Annotated in this window: 10 protein-coding genes; 9 read left to right on the top strand and 1 reads right to left on the bottom strand. The window is 60.6% G+C overall.

Annotated features, from left to right (window positions below; translation table 11 throughout):
• Positions 1-118: 118 nt before the first annotated feature.
• Positions 119-952, bottom strand: a complete 834-nt coding sequence (locus PY310_RS15425) for a PaaX family transcriptional regulator (RefSeq protein ID WP_275215351.1) — start codon at positions 950-952, stop codon at positions 119-121.
• Between the two features lie 546 nt (positions 953-1,498).
• Between PY310_RS15425 and PY310_RS15420 the strand changes: the two genes are divergently transcribed.
• The 9 genes from PY310_RS15420 (at position 1,499) to PY310_RS15380 (ending at position 12,282) form a co-directional block, all read left to right on the top strand.
• Positions 1,499-2,827: an MFS transporter gene (locus PY310_RS15420; protein ID WP_275215350.1), complete on the top strand. Its 1,329-nt coding sequence runs from the start codon at positions 1,499-1,501 to the stop codon at positions 2,825-2,827.
• Between the two features lie 124 nt (positions 2,828-2,951).
• A complete protein-coding gene (locus tag PY310_RS15415; RefSeq protein WP_275215402.1) occupies positions 2,952-4,595 on the top strand; it encodes a thiamine pyrophosphate-binding protein in 1,644 nt (547 codons plus the stop codon).
• A gap of 544 nt (positions 4,596-5,139) precedes the next feature.
• On the top strand, positions 5,140-5,520 hold the full coding sequence (locus PY310_RS15410; RefSeq protein ID WP_275215349.1) for a gamma carbonic anhydrase family protein: 381 nt from the start codon (positions 5,140-5,142) through the stop codon (positions 5,518-5,520).
• Positions 5,521-6,044: 524 nt separating this feature from the next.
• Entirely contained in the window at positions 6,045-7,157 is a 1,113-nt protein-coding gene (locus tag PY310_RS15405; RefSeq protein WP_275215348.1) for a tyrosine-type recombinase/integrase, read from the top strand.
• The gene (locus tag PY310_RS15400; protein ID WP_173160762.1) at positions 7,154-7,492 is read left to right on the top strand and encodes a helix-turn-helix domain-containing protein; all 339 of its coding nucleotides are present in this window, start codon (positions 7,154-7,156) and stop codon (positions 7,490-7,492) included. The genes PY310_RS15405 and PY310_RS15400 overlap by 4 nt, the downstream gene beginning before the upstream one ends.
• A gap of 388 nt (positions 7,493-7,880) precedes the next feature.
• Entirely contained in the window at positions 7,881-9,038 is a 1,158-nt protein-coding gene (locus PY310_RS15395) for a hypothetical protein (RefSeq protein WP_275215347.1), read from the top strand.
• Positions 9,039-9,336: 298 nt separating this feature from the next.
• Positions 9,337-10,443: a tyrosine-type recombinase/integrase gene (locus PY310_RS15390; RefSeq protein WP_275215346.1), complete on the top strand. Its 1,107-nt coding sequence runs from the start codon at positions 9,337-9,339 to the stop codon at positions 10,441-10,443.
• Positions 10,437-10,775 (top strand): helix-turn-helix domain-containing protein, encoded by a 339-nt coding sequence (locus tag PY310_RS15385; protein WP_217432637.1) that lies wholly within the window; start codon positions 10,437-10,439, stop codon positions 10,773-10,775. Before PY310_RS15390 ends, PY310_RS15385 begins: the two co-directional genes overlap by 7 nt.
• Positions 10,765-12,282, top strand: a complete 1,518-nt coding sequence (locus PY310_RS15380; RefSeq protein ID WP_275215345.1) for a recombinase XerD — start codon at positions 10,765-10,767, stop codon at positions 12,280-12,282. The genes PY310_RS15385 and PY310_RS15380 overlap by 11 nt, the downstream gene beginning before the upstream one ends.
• Positions 12,283-12,347 lie beyond the last annotated feature (65 nt).

Genomic DNA, 12,347 nt, shown 5'->3' with positions numbered 1-12,347 from the left:
TTTGAAGTTTGGGAATCCAGTGAGAAAGCTCTCACCAAGATTATGTAACTAATTCCAGCCCAACGTCAAGCAAATGTTACATGTTTGCCGGAGGCGACCCGTTCGTCGTACTTCCCTGTCAGGCTGTGACTTCCTGGCCTTCCCCGATGGGTTGACCGATCACCTCGGAGACGAAAGCTGTGGCAGCAGGGCCAAGCTGGCGGTGCACAGCCCCGAACAGGCTGTATGCGGCGCTGCTTGGCCAGCCTTCAGGCTGCAGTTCCTGGGGGAGGTAAGGGTCGCGGAAGAGGAAGCGGCGATAATCCCCGATAATGCGCATCCGCTCGAGGAGTGCCGTCCTCCCATCCTTGGCAGCATTCAAAGGCTCGTTATCAAGTGCCGCGTAGGTGTGAATGAAGCGTTCATAGTCTGCTCCCAACGCCTCCAGATCCCAGCATCGAGCGGCAAGCTCCCTGTCCTCGTCGGGATCTCCGGTGCCGCACCAAAGGGCGTCAACTCTTGCGTGGGGGTTTTCGGTGGCGATGTCGCGGACCTCGGAGATCAAGTTGTGGGGGCTTAGCCAGGTGGATGGCGACAATTGGCCGAAACCATGCCAGGCGAGCTGCTTGCGCAGTTGTTCCCGGAAAGCGCGCTCGGACTCAGGAACCTGGTAAATGGCCATCGTCCATCTGCCCTCCCAGGTATCGTCGCGGCGTCGAAATATACGTTCGCGCCCTTCGTCAAGAATCTCCAGCATGTGAGGTGTTAGGGCGTAAACCGTTTCCCGCCCGACGCGCCTAGTGGTAAACCACCCTTCCTTACGCAGTCGGGACAGGTTAACGCGCACCGTCGGGGCCTCCACATCAAACAGGGCGAGAAGCTCCGTGAAGTCAGCCAGCCTCACTTCACCCCCGGCGTAGCGGAGGTAGTCCCCGAAGAGATCCAGGATCACGCCCCTGGGCTTCCATTCCATCAGGTTCCTCCATAGTTCCCGCGCCGTCAGACGCATAACCGCCAAAATGTGCAACTCACTAGTTGACGCACAACATCTTCATGTTCCACTCCCATTTTGGGTCAGATCGCTGCCGATCGTACCTGCCTCCATCCGAATGTTGCGATGGACAACTTCCACTGCGGGGCTTCACTTCATTGGTTTTCGGCGGCCCATCAATGAATTTATTCTCAGCCCCGGAGGCAGGGCCCTAGTCGCCCACGTGTCGCTTTCGTCGTCGCTGAGAAATAGGCCAGGCATGCTGACTGCGAACTTCGGTTGGCTTCGTTTCGGCCACCCGGAAACCCGTACTTGGTCCCAGAAAGTAACAAGTGATTGACGGTACGATGAATTGTGTCACATACTGGTCCTGTGTCGGGTAGATAGCGGCTCACGGGCGACGCGAGCCGGAGAACGGCCAGCTGCCGGCCACGCGATATTCAGCCTGGTTCTTGATCTCCGGCATTCTCTTCCGTTCTCCCGGTCAGGACCTTCCACACCAAACCCGCATGCAGAAAGAGAATTTCGATGTCGAACAGCTCCGTCCTGCCGATCGCTGGGCAAACCGCCCGTGGTCGCAAATCAGGACTTTCAGTCCTTATCCTTTGTTTCGTGGCTATCGTGTTTGATGGTTACGATCTCGTCGTGTACGGGTCTACCGTGCCCTCTTTGCTGGCCTACAAGGAGTGGGGGCTGACGCCCGCCAGCGCAGGCACCATTGGAAGCCTTGCGCTTGTCGGCATGCTTGTCGGAACCCTGTTTGTGGGAGCTCTGACCGATGTCTTGGGGCGACGTAAAATCATGATGCTGTCCATTGCCTGGTTCTCAGTCTTCCTGCTGCTGACTGCTCTTTCTCCTTCTGTGGAGATGTTCGGTCTGTTTCGGTTCCTTACGGGCTTGGGTCTCGGCGGCATTGTGCCCACCTGCGTGGCCATGACGGTTGAATTCGCTCCGAAGGCTCGACGGCAAATTGCGAATGCTGTCATGTACAGCGGCTACTCGGTGGGCGGCGTCCTCGCGGCCATCTTTGCAATAATGGCCCTGCCGCAGCTGGACTTCCGGTGGCTTTACGCAGTGGGGGCACTCCCTTTGGTGACTCTGCTTCCTGTCGTCTATTTCATGCTGCCAGAGTCCGTCGCGTTCCTCGCGTCCAAGGGCCGAACCGCTGAGGCCAAAGCCACGGCAGAGACGTACGGTCTGGTCTACAGCGACATCGTGACGGAGGCTGACGCCACGCCCCACGACGCGCCTGCCCAAAAATTGGCCGCCCTGAAAACCCTGTTCAGTCAAGGCTGGATCATGGCTACGGTCCTCTTTGCGGTAGCCAGCTTCTGCGGCCTCCTGCTGGTCTACGGCTTGAACACTTGGCTGCCCCAGATCATGCGCTCAGCAGGATACGAGCTGGGCAGCTCCCTCACCTTCCTGTTGGTCCTGAACGCCGGGGCAATTGTCGGTGCCATTGGCGCCTCCTATATAGCAGACCGTATCGGTGTCAAAAAGGTGGTCACAGCCTCCTTCATCATTGCCTGCGTCTCGATTGCCCTGCTGAGCCTGGGGCTTCCCTACGGCGTCCTCTTGGTTCTGGTTGCCTTCGCCGGACTGGGCTCGGTCGGAACCCAAATTCTGGTCAACGGCTTCGTTGCCACCCACTACCCCCAGTCCGCTACCGCTACCGCTCTGGGGTGGTCGCTCGGAATTGGCCGCTTGGGAGCAATCTGCGGACCCCTCATTGGCGGTTACATCGCAAGCATCGCGCTGGGATTCCAGATCAATTTCTACGCCTTTGCCGCCTTCGCAGTCATCGGGGCCCTCGTCATCGCGTCCGTACCGCGACCGAAATCGGCGCTGCAAAAATAGCCGACCCCGTCCCCAGAAACTAACCACTCGCAGGAGGCCTGACCAAGTGAAAGAGAACCAATCAGTGCTTGAAGCACCCACTCAGCAAGAAAGCTCGGGACCAGCGGCTGCGCAAGATGGAACCATCACTGTCGCCGAGCTCGTTGGACGGACTCTGGCGCAACTAGGAGTCGCGCAGATCTTTGGTGTCATTGGCAGCGGAAACTTCCACGTAACCAATAGCCTGCGCAGCCATGGCGTCCCATACATCGCTACACGCCACGAAGCCGGCGCGATTACAATGGCCGACGCCTTTGCCCGCACCTCCGGTCAACTCGCAGTCATGACCACCCACCAAGGATGCGGACTAACCAACGCCATAACCGGAATCGGGGAGGCTGCAAAAAGCCGTACCCCCCTGCTCGTCCTGGCCGCAGACAGCGCGGGATCAGCAGTCCGGTCGAACTTCAAAATCGATCAGGACTCACTCATCAGAAGTGTTGGAGCAATTTCCGAACGTGTCCACTCGGCCCAAAGCGCCGTAGCCGACACCGTACGGGCATACCGAACGGCAGCCCAGGGCCGCCGCACCGTGGTGCTAAACCTTCCACTCGACGTGCAATCACAGATGGTTCCTGCCAACCCACAATCAACGCCACCGTCGATTCCCGAGCTGCATTCTCCGCGCGCAAACAAACAAGCTGTCCTCCAGCTCGTCAACTTACTCACGCGGGCTGAACGTCCAGTCTTCATTGCAGGCAGAGGCGCACGAAATGCAAGAGAAACACTCATCCAGCTTGCCGACCAGACCGGCGCACTTCTGGCTACCTCAGCCGTAGCCAACGGACTCTTCAACGGACACCCCTACAACCTGGGAATTTCCGGAGGCTTTTCATCGCCTCTTACCGCGGAAATCATAGCGGGTGCCGATTTGGTTGTCGGCTGGGGAGCCTCCATGAACATGTGGACCATGCGCCACGGAAAAATGATCGGCGCCGGGGCAAAAGTCGTGCAGATCGATTCTGAAACGGCCGCGCTCGGCGCCACTGTGCCCCTCGACCTTGCAGTACATGGTGATGTGGGAGAAACCGCTGCAGACGCGCTGGCACTACTCAAGGGTGAGGAACCACTGCAGGGGTACCGGCGAGGTGACATGCACAACAAGATTGCCCAGAGATCCCGCTGGAACGACATGGAAACCGAAAACTTCTCAACGGAAAGCACCATAGATCCACGGCTGTTGTCCAAGTTGCTCGACGAGATGCTTCCGCAGGAACGGACAGTAGCTGTCGATTCAGGGAACTTCGTCGGTTACCCAAGTGCCTATTTCCGTGTCCCAGACCACTTTGGATCCTGTTTCACACAGTCCTTCCAATCCGTCGGCTTAGGCCTAAGCACTGCCCTCGGGGCAGCAGTGGCGCGCCCGGACCGGCTACCTGTTCTCGGAGTCGGAGACGGGGGCTTCCTTATGGGAATCGCGGAACTGGAAACAGCCGTACGGCTCCGCATTCCACTGGTTATCGTCATCTACAACGACAATGCATACGGAGCCGAAGTACATCACTTCGGCCGCGAAGTGGATCTAAGCATTGTCACCTTCCCCGATACCGATCTTGCGGCCATTGGCCGCGGATTTGGCGCAACCGGCGTGACAGTCCGTCGAACCGACGATCTTACGGCTGTACAAGCCTGGTTGGACGGTCCACGGACCACGCCTCTGGTCATTGACGCGAAAATTTCCAGCGACGGCGGCGCATGGTGGCTCGAGGAGGCCTTCGCCGGCCACTGACCCGGGTTCCCCGGCGGCAACTTGCGCCCGCTGGGGCCGGGCTCCCTAACCCTATGTGCCGTCACATGAAGATTTTTGAATGCCCCCCGCGGTGGGACGAGTACGGGGAAACGCAGTGGTCGCGACTCCCCGTAGACCGGTGTATTCACCAACAAGACAGTGAGGTGGACCTCGTTTTGGCGCAACCGGAATCTGAAGTTCCATACGTGCCGACTGCGCGATCGTGCCTCTTCAGACTTCTCATCACGACTGTTCCCTGTCGATCAGGGCGCGGACACAGCACCATGTAAAGGAGTCACCCATGACCCCGCCCGTTTACGCCTTCGGCGATGTAGTACCTGTCGTGCACCCCACGGCGTTCGTCCATCCGACCGCGACTCTCATCGGAGACATCATTATCGGCCCAAGGTGTTATGTCGGTCCGCAAGCCTCATTACGGGGAGACCTAGGGCGATTCGTTATGAAAGAAGGCGCAAATCTGCAAGACGGGTGTATCGTACATACCTTTCCCGGGCGGCTAACGGAATTAGGCATTAACGGGCACGTGGGGCACGGCGCCGTTCTGCACGGCTGCCACGTCGGCGATGGTGCCCTCATCGGCATTGGCGCCATCGTCCTTGACGGCTCCGTCATCGGCGAACAGGCATTTGTGGGGGCGGGATCCTTGGTTACCTCCAACACCGAGATCCCCGCCCGGCACCTCGCCTACGGCACACCCGCAAACGTGGTCCGTGAACTGACTCAGGCCGAGCTGGCCTGGAAGGCTGGTGGAACGGCCACATACCACTGGCTTACACATGTCTCAGCCCAACAACTCACCGAAACGGAGCCTCTAAGGCAGGAAGAGGCCAACCGCCCCACCCTGCTGAGGCCCCCAGGCAGTTCCAACACGTTGCATGAAGCGAGAGCAGCCGCTGAGTCCTGAATGCTTCGCCGCCGTAACGATCGGAACCGGACGGTTCCCGCTCACGGGCCCCTCCAAAAGCTCACAGCAGAACCACCAAGGAAGTGGCGATCGGCGAGTTCTTCCGACTCGCGCCGATTGGCGATTCACGAAAATCGAAAATCGCGTCGCTGGCTCAACAGTTCTAACATCAGGAATTCGAAAAACGCCACGAACGACGGCAGGAAACGGCCCCTTTCGAGGCACTCCCTCGGCGTTTTCAAACGCCGATAACCGGCCTTATGTCAAGCTGTAATGACTCTAAGTGCTATTCCTGCACATCGTGAGGATGTGGGAAACGCCTGCTGTACCTCCCCTAAAGCGGTGCTGACCAGCGATTTTGCCTTGACGGCAGGATTGCCGGGGTTCTGAAGGTGCGTACTGTTCCGTGCTCGTCGTGGGTGCCGTATTCGGCATCCGAACTGCGGTTTCGTCGTTGACCGATTGCGTTTCTCGCAAACTGCGTGCGAAAATTGCAAAGGGTTCTTGATGATGCGAGGCGAACCATGGCACGGGATGACGGGTATGTTCTCTATGTTCCTTTCGGCGGTCAGACGCCGGATCCGGACTCGTTCCTAGCGCTCGTCCTGGATGGCTGGGAACGCCAGCAGCGTGCGAAGGATTTCTCGGCAGCGACAATCCGTACCAGGCGCAATGTAGTACTGAGCCTCGTGGACTTCTCGGGCAGGTATCCATGGGAATGGAGCCTCGGCGACGCCGACGATTATTTCTCCCACGCCCGTGCCGTGAGGAACCTGTCCCACGGCACTGTCAGGTCGTATCAGGGTGCGGTGAAACTATTCTGCGACTACGCCTGCAGTCCGCACTACGACTGGTGCGAGCAAAGCGCGAAGCTATTCGGCCGGGTCTTTGCCCAGGTCGTGACCGAACTGAACCGGGTCACACATTCGCAGCCGACGGAAGCACGACCGGGGAAGCGGCCTTTCAGCCAGCGTGAACTGCAGGAACTCTTCGACCTTGCAGATCTCGAGGTCGAGCGGATCCTGGACTCGGGGCGCAAGGGCGCATTGTCTGCATGGCGTGACGCGATTGCCTTCAAGTCGGCCTACAGCTGGGGTCTGCGCTCCGAGGAATTTCGCCGCTTGCAGGTGTCTGATTTTTCCCGCAACGGCAAGGCACCCTTCCTCGGAAATCACGGCGTGGTCCTCGTGCGCTGGGGAAAGCCTCACAAGGGTTCAGCCAAGAAGGTCCGTTCAGTCCTCACCGTTTGGGAGTGGTCCGCGGAAATGGTGGCCGATTGGATCAAAAACGGACTCCCCCGCTACGGCTATCCGGTCACTGACCTGTTCCCCACCAGCAGCGGCAAAATCGTGGGCGAGTCGCACCTGAACGGCCGGCTCCATGACTTCCTGGATGAGCTGGGATACCCGCCTGGACTGGACTTGCATTCCTTCCGCCGCTCCTATGCCACGCACCTGACCACAGGCGAAGGGTTTGACCTGACCTTCGTGCAGCTGCAACTCGGCCATGATCACGCCTACACGACGTCGCTATACACGCTGCCCTCCCCCGACTACCAGCGCCTCGCCCTGGAGCGGGTGCATGATCGGACCATCAAAGCGGCCCTGGCGCTGCCCTCAGAAAGGAAGCACCCATGAGCAGACGAGAAATCGCCTACACCTGGCGGGTCCGCGAGATCATGGCCCGACGAGGGGTCCACACGGCCAAGGAGCTCGCTGCCCTCCTGCACGATCGCGGCATCACCCTGACTGCCAACGCAATTTGGCGGATCGTGACCCAGGAACCCGAACGGATCTCCTTCAAGGTTCTCGTCGCGCTTTGTGATGCCTTGGACGTAACACCCAACGACCTCATCACCTACTCAGCCACCGAAGCCAAGACCATCCGGCACCGCAAAGCTGCGGGCGAAGACATCCCTGACCTGCACAACTACCGCCCAGTGCGTGCACGAATCGTCGAGGACGATGGCTAACCCGGGCCGACCTGCCACCGGAGGCAACGGATCCGCGCGGCCGCCCACACTCAACGACCTGCCGATCCCTAGGAAGCGTGGCCGGCCCCGCTCGAGCGGGGATTATCTCTGCAGCCGATGCAACCAGCTGGTGGCCAAAATCAGGGTGCGCTGGCCTGACGGCCCGGTCTGCGGAGCCTGCTTCGCAGAGGCCACCCACACCCGCGGCAGATGCCCCCGCTGCCTCGAAACCCGTATGCTCCCCGGACGCTCACCCGACCACCAGCCCATCTGCCGCGACTGCGCAGGCATCACGACCAAACTCACCTGCACCCGATGCAACCGGGAAATCGAAAGGTTCCGGGGCGGCCTATGCATCCGCTGCGCTCTCAAGGACGACCTCACCGCAGTGCTCAAACCTGGTGACAATCTCAGCCTGCACCGCCTCATCGATCTCCTGGCGGAGGCCGGCAGGCCCGAAAGCATCTACACCTACATGCGCCCCGGCACCCAGGCCAGGGAACTCCTGAACGCCATCGGCGACCGAACACTCCCACTCACCCACGAAGCCTTCGACGCGCTCCCCCAGTCCACAGCAGCCGAACACCTGCGCTACCTGCTCATGCACCACCGCATCATGCCCGGACGCGGTAACGAAAGGCTCGTACGCTTCGAGCAATGGCTTGCCACCAAAATCAGCGGCCTCCCCGACGATGGAACAGCCAAGATCATCGAACGCTTCGCAGCATGGCATCACCTCAAACGCGTCCGCGACAGAGCCACGGACCCAACCGTGAACCTTGAAACGGTCACCCACGCGGCCAAACAGGAGATTACCGAAGCCGCCAAACTTCTCATCTGGCTCCGCGGCACCCATGCCATCGGAGCTGACGAACTCAGGCAGGCCCACGTCGACGAATATCTCAGTAGCGGGCCCAGCACCCGCAAACACGTCCGCAACTTCGTACGCTGGCTCAACCAGCAAAACCGCAGACCCTACGGGCAGCTCGACGCGCCGTTCCGACCCGCACACTCCGTGCCGATGATCACCCAAAACGAACGTATCGAACTGGTTCGCAACTGCCTCGATTACAACCACGTCACCACGTCAACGCGCCTTGCAGGCCTCATCCTGCTGCTCTGGGCCCACCCCATAAACAAGATCGCCATGCTCACCCATGACGACATCGACAGCAGTCCCGAGGGCATGTTCCTCAAGCTGGGCACCATCCCCGCCGCAATACCCGAAGCCATCACCGAGATGTTTTGGCACCAACGCCAAGGAAGCGAAAACCGGAACACCACGAACACCAACACGAAATGGCTGTTCCCCGGAACCCGAGCAGGCCAGCACATCCACCCTGCGACCCTCTCCGGACGAATCAAAGTCCTCGGCATCGACAGCCAAAGAGCACGAAACGCCGCGCTGCGCGATCTCACCCAGGAAGTGGACGCCCGAACACTGATGGATCTACTCGGCTACAGCCCCGCCATCATCGCCCAACACGCCGCGAGATCGGCCACGAGAATGGCTGACTACGTCAGCCTCAAGCAACAGCACACCTGAGCATCCTGACAGAACGGATAACGCATTTCGCCATCAGTACTCTGCGTATTGCATCAGATGAATCAATTGTGCGATCCCCCGGGACCAGCAAGGAGTTCTCTAACTTCCTTGAGATTCCGCGGAATTTGCGGCCTGACGGCTTTGATGTGCCGCGGCCCAAGCGCTCCTGAGGGCTGCAACGCCGAATCTCGAAGAGGCCAATACAAGCGTTTGACCTGCGGTTTTGTGCTGATGATGCATTTGATGAATCATTGATTCAGGATTTGAGCATAAACTTCGATGGAACTGTGGGGCGAAAATGGCGGTCGACGCGTCCGGGCGTGTGCTGCAGCTGAGCGCTGTTCAGCTGCTGCATCCCGAGGAACAGACGCTTGAGGACATGCTGACCGGGTGGCGCAACCAGCAGCTCTCCAGGAACCTCCAGTTCGACACGATCGACAAGGGAATCGCAAGTGTCCGCAGGTTCGTCAACCATGTGAACGAGTTCCCCTGGAACTGGGCACCGGAGCATGTCGAGGAGTATTTCGGTGACCTCCGCTCGATCCACCAGCTGAAGCACTCCACCGTCCGCGGTTACCAGTCGACGCTCCGCCGGTTCACGTCATACGTGTCGAACCCCGACTACGGCTGGGACCAGGTCTGCGAACAGCGCTTCGGCACACACCCGTCTCAGGTCTTCTTTGACTGGAACACCGCCTCCCACACGCAGGAGTACGAAGGACGCGCCTCCAAGCGGCCGTTCACAAAGACGGAACTGCAGATGCTGTTCGATCACGCCGACGACAAGGTCGAACTCATCGCCGCCTCAGGCAAGAAAGGCTGGCAGGCAGCCTACCGGGACGCCGTCATGCTGAAAGTCGCCTACTCGTACGGGCTCAGATTCAACGAGCTCCGGCACCTGCAAACCATCGACTTTGCGGCCAACCCCCAGGCACGAAGGTTCGGCAAGGCAGGCGTCTGCAAGGTCCGGTTCGGCAAATCACGCAAGGGCTCCCCGCACAAACCCCGCAGCGTCCTGACGGTCTTCGACTGGACCGCCGGCGTTATCGAGGACTGGCTCGCCAACGGACGCGGCACGCTCGACACCCTGGACCTGTTCCCCAGCGAACGCGGCGGCCTGATCTGTGAATCCACCCTGCTGCGCCGGCTCCGGCGCTACCTCAACGAGCTGGGCCTGCCGCTGGATGGCCTGGACCTGCATTCGCTCCGGCGCTCCTATGCAACGCACCTGCTGGAGGACGGATGGGATCCTAGATTCGTGCAACATCAGATGGGCCACGAACACGCCTCAACCACCGGGATCTACCAGTTCGTCAGCGACGACTTCCGCAACGCGACCCTCCGGGCGGCGCTGGACCGCACCATGGATGAAGTCCTGGGCGTGCAGATGAGGGGTCAATGGTGAGACGCGAAGTCGAATACAAATGGCGGCTCTCTGAGCTCATGGCAGCGCGGGGACTGCACAACACCACGGACCTCATCCCCCTGCTGGCCGAGCGCGGCATCACCTTGTCCCGGCCACAGGTCTACCGGCTCGTCAACCAGAAACCCGAACGCGTTGCGCTGCAGGTCATCGCGGCGATCTGCGACATCTTCTCCTGCGGACCCGAGGACCTCATCACCGTCACAGCCGCCGACGTCCGCGCCCGCAAGACAGGAACCAGCGCCCCCAACGTCGTTGACCTGAACCGCACCGTCAGACCACGACGGGCACGCATCATCGACGATGACCACTGACAAACCCGAAGGCCTCAGCCCCCGCAGCACCAGCCGCGGCCGGCCCCGCACCACCGGGACCGCGACGTGCGCACGTTGCGGCCGGGCCGCCGGCCGAACACGCGCCACCTGGCCCGAAGGCCGAATCTGCGGGCCCTGCTTCACCGCCGCCACCCGCACCACCGGGACCTGTCCGGATTGCGGCCAGCACAGACTTCTACCCGGACCACAGGACAGCAGCGGAGGGCCCCGCTGCGCGCCCTGCGCCGGCATCCTCCATGACTTTCACTGCACCCGCTGCAATGTTGAAGGTGAGTTCTACCGGCGCGGTATCTGCGCCCGCTGCGCCCTCCGGGAGGACCTCAATGAGCAACTGCTGACAGAATCTTCCGGCCCCGAAACAGCCAGCAGAATTGTCGATGTCCTCTGCAAAGCAGACCGGCCTGAAAGCATCATCACGTGGAAGCGCTCCCCCAAAGTCCAAGACCTCCTCCGCTCTCTATCGAGCGGGGAGACTCCGCTGACGCACGAAGGACTCGATGCCGCGGCTGAGTCAGCGAACCGCGAAGCCAATCACCTGCGCGCCTTGTTCATTCATCACGGACTCCTCCCCTACCAGGACCCGTATTTGGCCCGGTTCGAGACCTGGGTTGACGACAAGCTCCGCGACTTGTCCGAGGAGGTCGCCAAACCCGTCGCGCAGTTCGCCACCTGGCATCACCTCCGGCGCATCCGATCCATGACAACACCGGAGAAGAGTGCCCAGGCCCCGGTGCACTCCGCCAAACAGGAGATCACGGAGACCATCAAGTTTCTGGACTGGCTCTGGGAAACCCACCAGCGGACAGCGGCGAGCTGCACCCAACAAGACATCGAAACCTGGCTCGCAACCGGTCCCACGACCAGAAAAGCCGTCCGCACCTTCATCGTCTTCATCAAGAACACCGGCACAAACCACCGAGTGGACATGGGCCACTACACAGCCAAGACCCGCCCCGCGATCACCCAGGACCAGCGCGTGGCCTGGCTCCGGGAACTGCTTACAGGCACCAGCGAGTCCCTGACCTACCGAGTCGCCGGCATCCTGCTGCTTCTCTACGCCCAGCCGCTCGTTCGGGTCGCCAAACTCCGGACCGACGCTATCGAAACCAATGAAAGCACCGGCAACATGTGGATCACCTTCGGCCCGCACCCAGTGCCCATTCCCGAACCCTTCGCCGACTTGCTTCGAGAGCACCTTAAAGGCCGTCCGAATCTCAGAACAGGATCAGACGCACAAAGCCCTTGGCTCTTCCCGGGGACCCGGGCCGGACAACCACTTCACCCAAACGGCATCATGGATAGGCTCCGCAGCCTGGGCATCGACCTGCGCGGCGCACGAAACACTGCCCTGGACGAACACCTGTTAGTCTCACCGCCGCCACTGGTCGCCGACGCCCTCGGCTACAGCCATCAAATCGCGTTCCTCCACGCCGACGCAGCAGGCGACGCCTGGTCCCGCTACGTCAACCTCCGAACCAAACCATGACCTTCCCGCCGCAGCTCGGGCCACGACTACACGCACTTTCCTCCGCCACGACTGTCAGCCTGCGC

Source organism: Pseudarthrobacter naphthalenicus, from assembly GCF_029076445.1.
Taxonomy (GTDB): domain Bacteria; phylum Actinomycetota; class Actinomycetes; order Actinomycetales; family Micrococcaceae; genus Arthrobacter; species Arthrobacter naphthalenicus.
The sequence above is the reverse complement of the archived record's forward strand: the minus strand, read 5'-3'. Positions and strand labels throughout refer to the sequence as shown.